The organism is Nocardia sp. NPDC004123 (assembly GCF_053603795.1).
In genome coordinates this window covers 36,039-50,301 of sequence record NZ_JBSGGG010000028.1, presented here as the reverse complement: position 1 = coordinate 50,301, position 14,263 = coordinate 36,039, and the positions used below count along the sequence as shown (strand labels likewise).

Genomic DNA, 14,263 nt, shown 5'->3' with positions numbered 1-14,263 from the left:
GCAGATTCCGGCCTCACCCCGGAGAGAAGGCACCGGACAGCGCTAGGGCGCACCGAGTTCGGCGGCAATCGCGCCGGCCAGCAGGGTGCGGGCCCGGTCGAGGGTGAGCGAGCCGCTGTGCCAGCGCTCGCTCAGACCCTCGACCAGGGCGGTGAGCCGTTCCGCGACGGCCGCGGCGTCGAGATCCAGTGGGATGGAACCGGTTTCCTGACCGTGCAGGATGAGCGTCTCCACATCGGAGTTCCAGGATTCGGTGCTGGCCCGGAGCGGTTCGCGCAGTGTGGGATCGAAGGCCGCGCTGGCGCGCAGTTCACCCCAGGCGACGCTGTTCTCGCGGACCTCGTCGGTGTCCTGCAGTTCCAGCAGCAGCATGCGCTCGACCTGCGCGCGCGGGTCCACGAGGTCGGCGAAGGCCTGGTCGGTGTAGGACTCCGCCCGGTGATTGATGTGCTCGAGAGCCGCGCGCAGGATGCCGGCGCGGTCCTTGAAGTGGTAGTAGATCAGCGCGGTGGACACGCCGGCGGCGGCGGCCAGTTTCTCGACCCGCAGTCCGCGGACTCCGTCCTGCGCGATGACGCGAACGGCGGCTTCCAGGATCTGGGTCTGACGGTCCGACACGATTCCTCACTCTAGAACGATTGCGCGGCCGGTCCGGAACGGGCGGCGCCTCGAACCGGCCGCGCCCCGGCGAATTACAGGCTTCACCGAGGGCTCGGATGCCTCAGTCGACGGGTTCCTGCTGGGTGGTGCAGTGGATGCCGCCGCCACCGGCCGCGATGGCGTCGATATTGATCTGCACCACGGTCCGGTCCGGGAACAGGCGCTGCAGCGTGGACCGCGCCGCCGAATCGGCCTCGGAGTCACCGAATTCGGGGGCGATGACGCCGCCGTTGCAGACATAGAAGTTGATGTACCCCGCGGCGAAGTCGTCGCCCGCGCCCCGGTAGCGCAATTCCGAAGGCGCTTCGAGGGTTTCGATCTCGAGCGGACGGCCCTGCGCGTCGGTGGCATTGTGCAGGATGTCGAGGTGACGGCGGGTCACGTCGTAGTCGAAGGACTCCTCGTTGTTGTCGAGTCCCGCGACCACGACGCCGGGGCGGGCGAAGCGGGCATAGAAATCGGTGTGGCCGTCGGTGATGTCGTGCCCGGCGATGCCCGGCAACCAGATCACCTTCTCGAGGCCGAGCAAACGGTGGAGCTCGGCCTCGACGTCGGGCTTCTTCCAGCCCGGATTCCGATTGTTGTTCAGCACACAGGATTCGGTGATGAGCGCGGTGCCCTCGCCGTCGACCTCGAGGCCGCCGCCCTCGAGCACCAGATCGGTGTGCACGGTCTCCACCCCGGCGCGGCCGTCGACCACGGTGGCGACCTTGGCGTCGCGGCGGTGCTGCTGTTTGCCGCCCCAGCCGTTGAAGTTGAAATCGACGCCGGCCTTGGTGCCGTTGCCCCGCACGAACACCGGGCCGGTGTCGCGCATCCAGAGGTCGTCGAGGTCGGCGACGATGAGCTCGACATTCGCGCCGCCCAGCAGGTTTCGCGCCATGTCGAGTTCGTCCTGGCGCACCAGCATGGACACCGGTTCGAAGCGGGCGATGGCGGCGGCGATGGTGGCCAGGTTCTGGCGGACCTGCGGCAGCAACTGCCTACCCCAGATGGCTTCGCTCGCGCCGAAGGCCATCCAGGTGCGCTTGTGGGGCGCGCCCTCGTCAGGCATCGCCCAGGAGCGGCCGTCGCTGGGCGTGGAGGACGAGGTGTCGCCGCTGAACCACGACGAGATCGGCCCGTCGCAGCCCGCGAGCAGCAGCCCGCCCATGGTCAAAATCCCGGATCGCATGAACCGGCGTCGTTGCATCTCGCAGTCTCCTTGTGTGAGGGGCACGGCGCGGCGTTTCCCTCTCCGGCGCGCTGAATCCGCTGAACCCGCTGGTAGAACGGCCGTCCGCACACGACGACCCCGAGCCGGGCACCAAGGACTGTATTCCTGACTGAATTTTCAGTCAAGGAACGCGACGTAGGTCACCCGGCACGGGCGCGCCCGGCGCGCGGGCACGGGATCGGCAGGGCCGTTTGACGAGAGCCGTATATCTTTGCGACGCCGCCATCTTCGCCACCGAACCCGCCCTAGGGTGGCCCTGACGATGATCGACGACAGGAAGGAAGCAGGTAGTGGCAAGCAAGTGCGCGGGCTGGCTGGAACCGATCGAGGAGTCCACGCAACGGTTCCTCGCGACGGTCGAGACGCTCACCGACGACCGGATCGGCGGCGCCTCGCTGATCCCGCCGTGGACGCGGGGCCATGTCATCGCGCACGTCTGCCGGGCCGGGGACAGCCTGGTGCGCCTGCTCACCTGGGCGCGCACCGGCGTGGAGACCCCGCAGTACGCGAGCATGGCGGCGCGGGCCGCCGAGATCGAGGCGGGCGCCGCGCGACCGGTGGCCGAACAGCTGGCCGATGTGGCCGCCGGCGCGCGGCGATTCGCCGACGCGGTGCGACTGCTGCCGGCCGAGGCGTGGGAGCGGACCGTCCGGCCGCGCACCGGGGAACTGCGGACGCCGGAGGCGCTGGTGCCGATGCGGTTGCGGGAATTGGAGATTCACCACGCCGACCTGAATGCCGGATATTCGTTCTCCGACATTCCCGAATCCGCGGCGCGCTGGATTCTCGACGACATCGCCGACGCGCTCTCCGCCCGGACACCCGACGGCCCGGCCCTGCGACTGCGAGCCACCGACAGCGACTTCCGCCGGGAGCTGCAGGGGGACGGGCACGCGTCGCCGATCGGCATCACGGGTACGCAGGCCGACCTGCTCGGGTGGCTCAGCGGCCGGATCCCGGCCACCGCCACCGGCCTCACCGCCGCGGGCGCCGACACGGTGCCGCCGGCCCCGGCCTGGATCTGACCACCCCGAATTCGGTCATCCCGCTCCCGCCCGGCCCCGGCGCCAGTCAGACTCGAAAACTATGACCGCCCTTCGCATCACCGCTACGCTGGCCGCCGTCCTCGTGATCGCCGGCGCCGGGGCTGTCGCGACAGGTCCGGCCGCGGCGCCCGCACGGGCGTACGGACCGGCGTCGTGCGTTCCGGGGGATCCCACCCAGCCCACCTCCGAGCTGTTCGCCACCACCAACACCGCCACCATCACCGACCCGGCCGATCCCCGGCTGAGCGACCGGTTGTCGCAGTTCGAGCTGGAGGTGGACGCGACCGCGCTCACCGAACTGGCGCTGCCCGTCGGATCGGAACTGCTGGACGGGGTGTTCTGGTCCCCGGACACCGGGGCGGCCACCTACGAGCGGTCCCGCCAATTCCAGCTGGCCTGTACCGATTTCAAGAATCTGTGCTGGGTCGCCGACGACCTGCGGGTGCGCTACAACCAGGAATCGGTCCTGACCTTCGAGTACCTGCCCGCCGACGATGTCCGCGCCGATGGCTTCACCGTCACCGTCCCGGGCATCGACCGCACCCGCTTCCACGATGCCCTGGTCGCGGATCCGCAGGTGCGTGACCGGCTCGGTGGCGGATCGGTCACCGAATCGGGCGATCTGGTGCTGGTTGCCGACCGCGCCGACCAGGATCTGGTGCGGAATTTCGTGACCGGACTCGGCGGCGCCTGGAACGACGGCCAACTGCGTTACGGCGATCGCGAATTCGTGCACGGCACCGGTACCGCCGCTCTGGCGTGCCAGCTGTGATCGCCTGAGGGCATCGCTGTCATCTGCATGGTCCTATGGTGAGACCAGTATCCTCGGGGGATGAAGCGTACGTCGTTCGCGCGGTGGCCCTGCTCGGTCGCCCGGACCATGGATCTGCTCGGGGACTGGTGGACGCCGCTGGTGCTGCGTGAAGCCTTCTACGGGGTGCGGCGATTCGACGAGTTCCAGCAGGAATTGGGAATCGCCCGCAATACGCTCAGCGATCGGCTCAAGCGGCTGGTCGAGGAGGGGCTGCTCGAAAAGCGGCCGTACCACACCGAACCCACCTGGTACGAGTACGTGCTGACCGAGAAGGGCCGCGACTTCTGGGATGTGCTGCTGGTGATGTCGCGGTGGGGTGACCGCTGGCTGGCCGACGCGGACGGGCCGCCGGTGATCCTGAACCACACGGCGTGCGGGCACGACACCCAGCTCAAGGTGGTGTGCGAGCACTGCGATCAACCGGTGCCGATCGAGGAGTCGCGGCTGCGCATGGGGCCCGGCTATCCCGAGCGGCTGCGCGAGCGGCCCGATATCCAGGCGCGGTTCGCGCGGCAGGAGACCAAGTAGCTTTCCCGGATTCCGGGTGACATCCCGGAATCATGCGTTGACCTGCATCGTCTATTTATGCAACCATCGAGTCAGTAGCAGCTTTCACAGCGAGGTGACGCATGGAGTGGACCGGCGCGAAGTATGCCGATGGACCGACGGCGCAGGCCGAGATCTGGATCGACGCGACGCCCGAGGCGGTGTGGGCGCTCGTCTCGGATATCGGGCTGATGCCGGAGATGAGCGCGGAACTGCAATCGGCGCACTGGGTGCGGCCGGACACCCCGCCCGGCGTGGGCAGCACCTTCGTGGGCACCAGCCGGCACGAGGCGCTGGGCGAATGGTCGACGACTTCCCATGTCGTGCAATGGGATCCGCCGCACGTCTTCGCCTGGGCGGTCAGTGATCCCGAGTACCCCTCGGCCACCTGGCGTTTCACCGTCGAGTCCGCGGACGGCGGCACGACTCTGCGGCAGTGGGTCCGCATGGGCCCCGGCCGCTCCGGGCTGAGCATCGCCATCGAGGCCATGCCCGAGAAGGAGGAGAAGATCGTGTTCGTGCGCATGCGGGAATTCGAGGCCGCCATGCAGGCCGTGGTCGCCGACATCAAGCGCCGCGCCGAGGAGGGGACCCGCTGATGCGCACCGCCACCACCGTCGAACTCTCCCGCGATTCCCAGCAGGTCATCGACTTCGTTCGTGAGGCCGAGACCATGGGCCTGGACATCTGCTGGGTCGCCGAGGCCTGGGGCTCCGACGCCCCGTCCGTGCTCGGGTACCTCGCCGCCCGCACCGATCGAATCCTGCTGGGCTCCGGCATCATCCAGGTCGGCACCCGGTCACCGGTGGCCATCGCCCAGGCCGCGCTCACCCTGGCCGAACTCTCCCAGGGCCGCTTCCTGCTCGGCCTGGGCTCCTCCGGCCCGCAGGTCATGGAAGGGCTGCACGGCGTCCCGTTCGCCCGCGCCCTCACCCGCATGCGCGAGACCATCGACGTCATCAGGCAGGCCACGGCCGGCGAGAAGATCTCCTACCAGGGCGACACGATCCGAATCCCCTTGGACGGCAACAGCAAACCGATGCGGCTGTCGATTCCCGCCAACACCGGCATCCCGATCTACATCGCCAGCATGTCGCCCAGGATGCTCGAGCTCACCGGCCGGGTGGCCGACGGCTGGCTGGGCACCAGTTTCGTCCCCGAGGGCTCCCGCGCCTACTTCGACCACCTCGACGCCGGCCTCGCCGCGGCCGGTCGCACCCGCGCCGACATCGATGTCTGCCAGGGCGCGGAGGTCGCATTCTTCGACGACGAGGAAGCCGTCACCCGCCACGTCGCCGGCCGAAAACTGGAGCTGGCCTTCAGCATCGGCGGCATGGGCAGCGAGAAGACCAACTTCTACAACGCCGCCTACGCCCGCCAGGGCTGGTCCGACGTCACCGGCGAGATCCGGCAACGCTGGCAGGCCGGCGACCGCGCGGGAGCAACCGCGCTGGTCACCGACGACATGATCCTCGCCACCACCTTGATCGGCACCCCGGACATGGTGCGACGCCGGCTCCGGACGTGGAGCGACGTCGGCGTCGACACCGTCCGCCTCTACCCCGCGGGCGACACCCTCGACACCAAGCTGTCCAACCTCGCCCAGGCCCTGGACCTCATCGCCGACCTCGACCACACCCCGATCAGCTCGCCGTCGCCCGCCGACTGACCTCGGCCGCCCGGCCCGGTTTCGGCCAGGGCACAGTCCTTTCCGCGATCGCCGCAGCGAGCGGGCTGTCGCGGACCGGACAGCATAATCTCGATTCATGGTGCCGGGGACGAATGGGGCGGGATTGCCGCCGAGTCTGGTGGAGGTGGCGACCCGGCAGGTGCGGGCCGAGGTGCTCAGCGGGGTGTTCGAACCCGGAGAGCGAATCGGCGAGGAGGCGCTGTGCGCGCGGCTGGGGACCAGTCGCGCGCCGGTGCGGGAGGCATTGCGGCTGCTGGCGCAGGAGGGGCTGATCGAGCATGTGCCGCGCCGGGGGTTCCGGGTCGCGGTGTGGTCGGCGACCGACATCCTGCAGCTGTTCGAGTTGCGGCGGGTGCTGGAGCGGCACGCCATCGAGAAGGCTTTCCCGCTTGCGGCAGAGGGTGATCCGCTACGCGAGGTGCGGGCGGCGCTCGAGGAGATGCGCGCGGCCGACGCCGCCGGGGACCTGGTCGAGCGCGACAATGCCCATCGGCGCTTCCATGTCGCCATCGTGGCGCTGGCGGGCAACCGGCAACTGGATCTGGCGTATGAGCCGATCCTGCTGAAACTCCAGCTGCCGATGGCCCGCAACCTGCGCACCGAGGCGCGGATCGCGCAGCGCCGCAATGGCATTCGACGCCACGCCGAACTGCTGGCCGCCCTGGAGTCGGGCGACGCCGCCGTCGCCTGCGACGCGCTGGTACGGCACGGCGAGCTGGCCTATCTGGACCTGGATATCCGCTAACACAGCGGATACATTGCGGGACCGCCGATTTCACACATTCTGTCGACAATCGACAGATGAGCACCACCGGTCCCACGGTCGTGGAGATTCTGGCCTCACACGAAAGCGGCAGCGGCTCGCCGACGCACACCGCCGCGCGGGTCGCCGACGCCATCGCCGCTCGCGGCGCGGACGGCACCTGGATCACCCCGGTGCCGCGTGAGCAGCTGCTGGCCGCCGCCGCCGAGATCGAACGCCGCCCGGGGGCGCGCACCCTGCCGCTGTACGGGGTGCCGTTCGGAGTGAAGGACTCCATCGACGTGGCGGGGTGGCCCACCACCCTCGCCTGTCCCGATTTCGCCTACACGGCCACCGAGACCGCGCCCGCGGTCCAGCGCCTGCTGCACGCGGGCGCGCTGTTCGTCGGCAAGACCAACCTGGACCAGTTCGCGACCGGGCTCAACGGCACCCGCACGCCCTACCCCATTCCGCGCAGCGTCTACGGCGGCGAATTGATCTGCGGCGGCTCCAGTTCCGGGTCGGCACGCGCGGTAGCGCTGGGCGAGGTGCCGTTCTGCGTGGCCACCGATACGGCCGGATCGGGCCGGGTGCCGGCCGCGCTCAACGGGATCCTCGGCTGGAAGCCCTCGCGCGGGCTGATCAGCACGGTGGGCCTGGTGCCGGCCTGCCGATCGCTGGACTGCCTGTCCCTGATGGCGACCACGGTGGAGGATCTGGACCGGGTCTTCGAGGTGATCGCGGGCGTGGATTCGGACGATCCGTGGAGCCGGGAGCGCGGGCCGCGTTTCGGCGGCGGGCGGGTGCGGGTCGGCCTGCCCGACGCGGCCGAACTGGAATTCTTCGGCGACGAGGTCTTCCGGGCCGCCCATCTGGGCGTGCGAGATCGGCTGGGACGGCACGGATTCGACTGTGTACCCACCACGCTGGAACCCTTCCTGGCCGCGGGCGAACTGCTGTACCAGGGTCCGTGGGTGGCCGAGCGGCTGGTGGAGTTCGAGACCTTCCTGGCCGCGCAGCCCGGCTCGATCCTGCCGGTGATCCGCGAGATCCTCACCGGCGGATTCCGATTCACCGCGGTCGACGTGTTCCGCGCACAGCAGCGCCTGCAGGAATTGCGGGCCGCGGTCGCGCGAATGTGGGCAGCATTCGACGTGGTCGTGGTGCCCACCATCGGCACCACCTTCACCGTGGCGCAGGTACAGGCCGATCCCATCGCCACCAACACCGTGCTGGGCCACTACACGCATTTCGGGAATCTGCTGGATCTGACCGCGATTTCGGTGCCGGTGGGCAGCACCGCGGATGGCCGCCCGCTGGCGGTCATGGTATTCGGACCGGCCCTGGCCGACGACACCGTGCTCGCGGCGGCCGCCCGCATCCTCGACGAGCCGCGCCCGGCCGTGGCGCATTCGGAATTCCGGCTCGCACAGAAAGAACGACAATGACGGCACTTCACCACATTCCGGCGCAACCCGCGGATTTCACCTTCGACCCGAACACCCTGGCGTTGCTCGTCATCGACATGCAGCGCGATTTCCTGCTACCCGGCGGTTTCGGCGAGAGCCTCGGCAACGACGTGGCGCTGCTGCGCACTGTCATCGAGCCGCTGGCGGCGCTGCTGGCCGCCGCCCGCGCCGCCGGGCTCCCCGTCATCCACACCCGCGAAGGCCATCTGCCCGACCTGTCGGACTGCCCACCGGCGAAGCTGGCGCGGGGCAACCCCGCCCAGCGCATCGGGGACCCGGGCCGGTTCGGGCGCATCCTGATCCGCGGCGAATACGGCCACGACATCATCGACGAACTCGCGCCCCGCGACGACGAGGTGGTGATCGACAAGCCCGGCAAGGGCGCGTTCTACGCCACCGAGCTGGCGGATGTGCTGGCCCGCACGGGAATTCGCTCACTGCTGGTCACCGGCGTCACCACCGAGGTCTGTGTGCACACCACGGTGCGCGAGGCCAATGACCGCGGCTACGAATGCCTGGTCGTCTCCGATTGCGTCGGTTCGTATTTCCCGGAATTCCAGCGCGCCGGCCTGGCCATGATCGCCGCGCAGGGCGGCATCTTCGGCTGGGTCGCCGATTCGGCGGCCGTCCTCGGCGCGCTCACCTCCGCCGTCTCCCCCGCCCCGGCCCAGTGAACAGGAACTCCCATGTCCGTCGATACCGAGCTGCCCGGTGAAACCGGTTCGGCCGCACCGCTGTCGCTGCCGTGGTGGACCCGCGGCGACACCAATGCCTTCTTCGGCCTGTCGTTCAATATCCTGGTCAATGTCCTGACCCTCACCACCCTGTCGGTCGCGGTGGTGAAGATCCCGAGCGCCGATGTGCTGGGGACCGTGCTGCCGGCCCTGGGCGTCGCGCTGGTGCTGGGCAACCTCTATTACATGATGCTGGCGCGGCGGCTGGCCCGCCGGGAGGGCCGCGCCACGGTCACGGCGCTGCCCTACGGGCCCAGCGTGCCGCACATGTTCATCGTCGTGTTCGTGGTCATGCTGCCGATCTACCTGAAGACCGGCGACCCGATGAAGGCGTGGTCGGCGGGCTTGGCCTGGGCGTTCATGATCGGCGTGATCGTCATGATCGGCGCGTTCGTCGGGCCCTTCATCCGCCGCATCACACCGCGCGCGGCCATGCTGGGCACCCTGGCCGGCATCTCCATCACCTTCATCGCCATGCGGCCCGCCGCGCAGATGTGGGAGGCCGCCTGGATCGGATTGCCGGTGCTGGCCATCATTCTCATCGGCTTCTTCACCGATGTGCGGCTGCCGGGCAATGTTCCGGTCGGGCTGGTGGCGCTGCTGACGGGCACGGCCATCGGCTGGATCGGCGGCTACATGTCGGTGCCGGATGTGTCGAAGGCCGCCCACGATATCGCGCTCGGACTGCCGGATCTACGGCTGCACCTGCTCTTCGACGGGCTCGCGCATCTGGCGCCGCTGCTGGCCACCGCGATTCCGCTGGGCGTCTACAACTTCACCGAGGCCATGAGCAATGTGGAGAGCGCCGCGGCGGCGGGCGACAACTACAACCTGCGCAGCGTGCTGCTGGCCGACGGGTTCGGCGCGATCATCGGATCCGGATTCGGGTCGCCGTTCCCACCAGCCGTGTACATCGGCCACCCCGGTTGGAAGGACGCCGGCGGGCGCACCGGGTACTCGCTGGCCAGTGGCGCGATCATCGGATTGATGTGTCTGCTGGGGCTTTTCGGAGTGCTCGCCACGCTGCTGCCCATTCCGGCGATCGTGCCGATCCTGTTGTACATCGGTCTGCTGATCGGGGCGCAGGCGTTCCAAGCGGTGCCGCGCCCGCATGCGGTGGCGGTGGTGGCCGCGCTGCTGCCGAACCTGGCGGAGTGGGGCGTCGGCCAGATCGACAATGCGCTCAGCGCGGCGGGCACCACCGCGGACAAGGTCGGCATGGGTGCGCTGGGGCAGGCCGGGGTGGTCTACGACGGGCTGAAGACGCTCGGCGAGGGCGCGGTGCTGGCCGGACTGGTACTCGGCGCCATGGTCACCTTCGTCCTCGACAAACGGTTCCGGGCAGCGGCTCTCGCCTGCGCGGCCGGTGCGGTGCTCAGCTTCGTCGGGTTGATCCACGCACCCGAGGTCGGCTGGGCCGCCGCCCCGAAGGTTGCCCTCGGCTATCTGTTCTTCGGCCTGGTGTGCCTGGCCTGCTCCATGCTGCGCACGACCCGCACGACCCCGGATACTGCTGCGGCCGAGCCGTTCTCGGAATAGGTCCAGCAAGCGGACATCGGTCACGCCTGGTGCAGCGATCTCGGACTAGGTCTGGCGGACGGGGGCGTAGGTGTCGCCGTCGAGGGCGAAGGTCCAGGCGACGCCCTCCTTGGCGGTGCGGGTGGCGGGTGGGACGCGTAGCCAGTAGGTGCGATGGGTGCCGTCGGGTTCTGGGGTGGAGTTGACCACCTCGACCATGACGACGTCCTCGTCGTCGGGGAGTTGGATGCGCCAGAGGATGCCGGTCTCGTCGCGGTGGACCGGCTCGGCGCCGGATTCGGCGAGATAGCGGTCGTAGCCGAAGAATTCGAGCATGACCCGGCGGAGTTCGGCGTTCTCCTCGGTGCGGATGCGGGCGGCGGTGAGGGTGGTCAGATCGTCGAAAAGGGAAGCGGGGACCGGCATTCCGCGCCACGCGTGCAGGGCGAAACCGTCGGGGTAGACCAGGGCGGGGCCGTCCTGGGCGTGCAGGCGGCCGGCCTCGTCGCGTTCCAGGCGGTCGGGGCGCTCGCAGAAGACGATGACGTGCTCGAACGGCCACCACCAGCCCGCGGCGCGGGCGACACCCGCCAGGCCGGCCAGGCGTTCGCTGTCGGGGAAGGCGGACAGCCAGGCGGCGTCGTGCTGGCCGAGGACGGCATCGAGGAAGATGGCGTGGATGTCGCGCTCGGCCTCGGCGCGGGCCTTCCGGTCGGCGGGATCGACAGCGACGGCGGCGTCCACGACGCCGAGGCGGATGCGGTCGGTGAGGGTGCGGGTGGCGTCCCACAGGCGAGCGCCGGTCGCGTTCCACAGTTCCGACCAGCCGGCAGGGCCGAGCTGGTCGTGCACACGGCCGCGTTCAGCCGCCCAGGGCCGGGTACGCACCTCGTCGCGGACGCTGCGGCCCGGGTCGTCCAGTGCGCGGATGGCGGCGACGGCCGCCAAAGGTGAAGCCACCCACAGATACCGGGTCGGGGCGGCCAGACCGGCACTGGCATAGGCACGCCGGGCGGCCTCCTCGGCGGCGGCGCGATCGGCGGGTCCGGTGGCGGCCGCGACCGCGCGCCACTCGTCCAGAAGCTGCATGTGAAATCCCTTGGTTATCAGGCGGATCGGCACCAGGCGAACTGATTCGGTCAGCGGCCGGGCGAGTCCGGTCGGCACCGGACTGGTCGGCGACTGCGCAGGTTCAGTCGGCGACGATGCGGACTGCGCCGGGGAAGTACTCCCGCTGGCGGATGACGCGGAACCAGCCCTTGGGCAGGGGAATCGGCGCGTGTTCCTCGTGCACCACGCGCCCACCCTCGGGCAGGTGCATCAGTAGCTGGGCGCCGGAGCGCAGTAGCTGCCCGGGTGCGGCCACCGCGTGCGCATGCCCGGTCACCTCCCCGAGCGCGAGCACCATGCGCCCGCGCGCATCCCGCGGTTCGGGCGGCGTCTCGGTCGCGTGCGCCGGCAGCTCCGACTCGGCGATCGGCATGATCAGCACATCTCCTTGACGGAACATGAGGTCCTCCCCGTGAGCACCGGCGCCCCGTGCGTCCGGCTCACTCGAAACTAGCGATGGGGTACGACAATTCGCGGCCACGGTCGAATGCCCCACGCCATCGCTCCATCGCTGTCGCCGAGTGGGTCGGCGTGCCGGGGCGCTCGGCAGCGCCCCGCGCCGGTGACCTGTCGGGTGCTCTTGGTAGAACTGGCGGGCACGGACAGATCACAGCCCTGGCGTACGGAGCCCGTCATATGACCATTTCCACCCATCTGCAGGAATTCCACGGCCTTCCCATTGTCGAGTTCTCCGGGGACGCGGCGGAAGTCGCGCCGCCCGCGGCGGACGCGGCCGCATGGCGAATCGCCGTCGATCCGTACGGCGACTCCCCGGAGGAGTGGCCGGCGGCCTTCGCGCGTTTCCTCGCGGCGGTGGACACCACCCGGGTGCGGGCGCTGGTGATCGGGCAGTGGGGTGAGGTCTACGACCACAACTCCGATCTGGTGATCGACGAGCTCATCCGGGTGCGGGAACGGTTCCCGGCGCTGCGCGCGGTCTTCCTCGGCGAGATCACCTACGAGGAGGCGGAGATCTCCTGGATCCAGCAGTCGGATGTCACGCCGCTGCTGGCCAATTTCCCGGCGCTGGAGGAACTTCGGATCCGCGGCGGCGAGCACCTGGCGTTCCCGCCGACCCAGCACGCGGCGCTTCGCACGCTGGTCGTGGAGACCGGCGGCCTGGGCGGGGATGTGGTGCGCGGGATCGGCGCGAGTTCGCTGCCCGCGCTCGAGCACCTCGAATTGTGGCTGGGCGTATCCAATTACGGCGGTGACGCCACCGTCGCCGATCTCGCCCCGCTGCTGTCCGGGGACCGGTTGCCGAAGCTGACCTCACTGGGTCTGCGCAACAGCGAGATTCAGGACGAGGTCGCCGCCGCGGTGGCCGGGGCGCCTGTCGTGGCGCGCCTGCAGACCCTCGATCTGTCCCTGGGCACGCTCGGCGACGAGGGTGCGACGGCGCTGCTGCACGGACAGCCGCTCACCCATCTGCACACCCTCGATCTGCACCACCACTTCATCAGTGCCTCCCTGCGGGCGCGGCTGACCGCGGCGCTGCCAGGTGTCACGGTGGATCTGTCGGAGGCCGAGGTCGAGAACGACGAAGAGAATCCGGCCGATCGCCGCTACACGGCCGTGGCGGAATGACCGGTGCGGGGGCGACGCGCCTTGCCGTGGTGGGCAATCCGGGCAACCGGCGCGTGACCATGTTCCAGGACGCGGTGTGGCGCGCCGGGATGGCCGAGGCGCGGGTGGTGCCGTGGCTGGATGTGCTGTGCGGGCGTGCGGAATTCGGGGCGGGCGAGCTGGTGCGGCTGGACTCGCCGGGTGAGGATCCCGAGGTCGAGCGGCGGCTGCGGGATGTCGAGGATGCGACGCGGGTCGAGGGCACGGCCGTCTGGTACGAACGATTCGTCGCGGCCGCGCGGACGGCCGGTGCGCGGGTGCACGCCGCCGGCGCACGGCTGCTCGACGACCCGGACGCGCTGGCCGTGCTCTTCGACAAACGCCGCTGCCATGCCGTACTGCGGGAAGCCGGTGTACCCGTACCGTTCTCACCGACCTCGGGGACGGGGACGCGGGTGCGCGGCTGGGACGATGTCCGGGAACTCATGACCGCGCACCGGCTGCCGCGGGTATTCGTCAAGCTCGCGCACGGCTCGTCGGCCTCGGGGGTGCTGGCCGTCGAGACCGCCGGTCGCGGCCGGGTCCAGGCGACCACCTCGGTGCAGCGCGATCCGGATGGGCGGCTGTTCAATTCGCTGCGGGTCCGCCGGTACACCAGCGAATCCGAGGTCGCGGCCATTGTCGACGCGCTGGCGCCGGACGGTCTGCACATCGAACGCTGGCTGCCGAAGGCGTCCCAGCACGGCCGCAGCGCGGACCTGCGCGTGGTGGTCGTGGGCGGGCGCGCCACCCACGCGGTGGTGCGCACCAGCGGCTCCCCCATGACCAATCTCCATTTGGGCGGCGCGCGCGGCGATCTGGCCGAGGCCCGCGCGGCCATCACCGCCGCGGGCGGCAGCTGGGCCGGCGCCCTGGCCATCTGCGAGCGCGCCGCCGCCTGCTTCCCCGGATTCTCCCGGGTGGGCGTCGATCTGCTGCCCGCCACCGGCTGGCGGCGCTTCGCGGTAGGTGAGGTCAATGCCTTCGGCGACCTGCTGCCCCGGCTGCGTGGCCTCGACGGGAGCGGGGCGGAGCGGGCGGACACCTATGACGCGCAGGTGGCCGCGATCCTGCGCCGGATCGGAAGCGGGCGGCATGTCATCGTCTGACCAC

At 70.0% G+C, this 14,263-nt stretch carries 15 protein-coding genes; 11 read left to right on the top strand and 4 right to left on the bottom strand.

Features of this window, described 5'->3' with window-relative positions; genetic code table 11:
- Positions 1-42 precede the first annotated feature (42 nt).
- Together ACWEQQ_RS34535 and ACWEQQ_RS34530 are read right to left on the bottom strand one after the other, a co-directional pair.
- Positions 43-618 (bottom strand): TetR/AcrR family transcriptional regulator, encoded by a 576-nt coding sequence (locus ACWEQQ_RS34535; RefSeq protein ID WP_452340189.1) that lies wholly within the window; start codon positions 616-618, stop codon positions 43-45.
- A gap of 103 nt (positions 619-721) precedes the next feature.
- The gene (locus tag ACWEQQ_RS34530) at positions 722-1,852 is read right to left on the bottom strand and encodes an agmatine deiminase family protein (RefSeq protein ID WP_452351157.1); all 1,131 of its coding nucleotides are present in this window, start codon (positions 1,850-1,852) and stop codon (positions 722-724) included.
- Between the two features lie 314 nt (positions 1,853-2,166).
- Between ACWEQQ_RS34530 and ACWEQQ_RS34525 the strand changes: the two genes are divergently transcribed.
- From ACWEQQ_RS34525 to ACWEQQ_RS34485, 9 genes are all read left to right on the top strand, one after another.
- Complete coding sequence (locus tag ACWEQQ_RS34525; protein ID WP_452351156.1) at positions 2,167-2,901, top strand: maleylpyruvate isomerase family mycothiol-dependent enzyme; 735 nt, start codon at positions 2,167-2,169, stop codon at positions 2,899-2,901.
- 61 nt (positions 2,902-2,962) lie between these two features.
- Positions 2,963-3,694 carry a hypothetical protein gene (locus tag ACWEQQ_RS34520; RefSeq protein WP_452351155.1) on the top strand — a complete coding sequence of 244 codons (732 nt, stop codon included), beginning with the start codon at positions 2,963-2,965 and terminating at the stop codon, positions 3,692-3,694.
- A 60-nt stretch (positions 3,695-3,754) separates the two neighbouring features.
- The gene (locus ACWEQQ_RS34515) at positions 3,755-4,264 is read left to right on the top strand and encodes a winged helix-turn-helix transcriptional regulator (protein ID WP_379395200.1); all 510 of its coding nucleotides are present in this window, start codon (positions 3,755-3,757) and stop codon (positions 4,262-4,264) included.
- A gap of 101 nt (positions 4,265-4,365) precedes the next feature.
- On the top strand, positions 4,366-4,881 hold the full coding sequence (locus ACWEQQ_RS34510) for an SRPBCC family protein (protein WP_452340194.1): 516 nt from the start codon (positions 4,366-4,368) through the stop codon (positions 4,879-4,881).
- Positions 4,881-5,951: an LLM class flavin-dependent oxidoreductase gene (locus ACWEQQ_RS34505; RefSeq protein WP_452351154.1), complete on the top strand. Its 1,071-nt coding sequence runs from the start codon at positions 4,881-4,883 to the stop codon at positions 5,949-5,951. The genes ACWEQQ_RS34510 and ACWEQQ_RS34505 overlap by 1 nt, the downstream gene beginning before the upstream one ends.
- 97 nt (positions 5,952-6,048) lie before the next feature.
- A complete protein-coding gene (locus tag ACWEQQ_RS34500) occupies positions 6,049-6,717 on the top strand; it encodes a GntR family transcriptional regulator (RefSeq protein ID WP_452340196.1) in 669 nt (222 codons plus the stop codon).
- 56 nt (positions 6,718-6,773) lie between these two features.
- Entirely contained in the window at positions 6,774-8,162 is a 1,389-nt protein-coding gene (locus ACWEQQ_RS34495) for an allophanate hydrolase (RefSeq protein WP_452351153.1), read from the top strand.
- The gene (locus tag ACWEQQ_RS34490; protein ID WP_452351152.1) at positions 8,159-8,857 is read left to right on the top strand and encodes a cysteine hydrolase family protein; all 699 of its coding nucleotides are present in this window, start codon (positions 8,159-8,161) and stop codon (positions 8,855-8,857) included. The genes ACWEQQ_RS34495 and ACWEQQ_RS34490 overlap by 4 nt, the downstream gene beginning before the upstream one ends.
- A 12-nt stretch (positions 8,858-8,869) precedes the next feature.
- A complete protein-coding gene (locus ACWEQQ_RS34485; RefSeq protein ID WP_452351151.1) occupies positions 8,870-10,456 on the top strand; it encodes a regulator in 1,587 nt (528 codons plus the stop codon).
- A gap of 45 nt (positions 10,457-10,501) precedes the next feature.
- On the opposite strand, the gene ACWEQQ_RS34480 is transcribed toward ACWEQQ_RS34485, so the two are convergent.
- Positions 10,502-11,524, bottom strand: a complete 1,023-nt coding sequence (locus tag ACWEQQ_RS34480; protein WP_452351150.1) for a DUF6745 domain-containing protein — start codon at positions 11,522-11,524, stop codon at positions 10,502-10,504.
- A 103-nt stretch (positions 11,525-11,627) separates the two neighbouring features.
- Positions 11,628-11,945, bottom strand: a complete 318-nt coding sequence (locus ACWEQQ_RS34475) for a hypothetical protein (protein WP_452351149.1) — start codon at positions 11,943-11,945, stop codon at positions 11,628-11,630.
- A 236-nt stretch (positions 11,946-12,181) separates the two neighbouring features.
- Here ACWEQQ_RS34475 and ACWEQQ_RS34470 point away from each other — a divergent pair, with 236 nt between their 5' ends.
- Together ACWEQQ_RS34470 and ACWEQQ_RS34465 are read left to right on the top strand one after the other, a co-directional pair.
- Complete coding sequence (locus ACWEQQ_RS34470) at positions 12,182-13,132, top strand: STM4015 family protein (RefSeq protein WP_452351148.1); 951 nt, start codon at positions 12,182-12,184, stop codon at positions 13,130-13,132.
- Positions 13,129-14,259, top strand: coding sequence for an STM4014 family protein (locus ACWEQQ_RS34465; protein ID WP_452351147.1), 1,131 nt, complete (start codon positions 13,129-13,131; stop codon positions 14,257-14,259). The genes ACWEQQ_RS34470 and ACWEQQ_RS34465 overlap by 4 nt, the downstream gene beginning before the upstream one ends.
- The last annotated feature ends 4 nt before the right edge of the window (positions 14,260-14,263 follow it).

Coding starts and splice junctions, on each gene's coding strand:
- ACWEQQ_RS34530 (WP_452351157.1), bottom strand. CDS start 1,852: ATGCAACGACGCCGGTTCATGCGATCCGGGATTTTGACCATGGGCGGG.
- ACWEQQ_RS34520 (WP_452351155.1), top strand. CDS start 2,963: ATGACCGCCCTTCGCATCACCGCTACGCTGGCCGCCGTCCTCGTGATC.
- ACWEQQ_RS34515 (WP_379395200.1), top strand. CDS start 3,755: ATGAAGCGTACGTCGTTCGCGCGGTGGCCCTGCTCGGTCGCCCGGACC.
- ACWEQQ_RS34510 (WP_452340194.1), top strand. CDS start 4,366: ATGGAGTGGACCGGCGCGAAGTATGCCGATGGACCGACGGCGCAGGCC.
- ACWEQQ_RS34505 (WP_452351154.1), top strand. CDS start 4,881: ATGCGCACCGCCACCACCGTCGAACTCTCCCGCGATTCCCAGCAGGTC.
- ACWEQQ_RS34500 (WP_452340196.1), top strand. CDS start 6,049: ATGGTGCCGGGGACGAATGGGGCGGGATTGCCGCCGAGTCTGGTGGAG.
- ACWEQQ_RS34495 (WP_452351153.1), top strand. CDS start 6,774: ATGAGCACCACCGGTCCCACGGTCGTGGAGATTCTGGCCTCACACGAA.
- ACWEQQ_RS34490 (WP_452351152.1), top strand. CDS start 8,159: ATGACGGCACTTCACCACATTCCGGCGCAACCCGCGGATTTCACCTTC.
- ACWEQQ_RS34485 (WP_452351151.1), top strand. CDS start 8,870: ATGTCCGTCGATACCGAGCTGCCCGGTGAAACCGGTTCGGCCGCACCG.
- ACWEQQ_RS34480 (WP_452351150.1), bottom strand. CDS start 11,524: ATGCAGCTTCTGGACGAGTGGCGCGCGGTCGCGGCCGCCACCGGACCC.
- ACWEQQ_RS34475 (WP_452351149.1), bottom strand. CDS start 11,945: ATGTTCCGTCAAGGAGATGTGCTGATCATGCCGATCGCCGAGTCGGAG.
- ACWEQQ_RS34470 (WP_452351148.1), top strand. CDS start 12,182: ATGACCATTTCCACCCATCTGCAGGAATTCCACGGCCTTCCCATTGTC.
- ACWEQQ_RS34465 (WP_452351147.1), top strand. CDS start 13,129: ATGACCGGTGCGGGGGCGACGCGCCTTGCCGTGGTGGGCAATCCGGGC.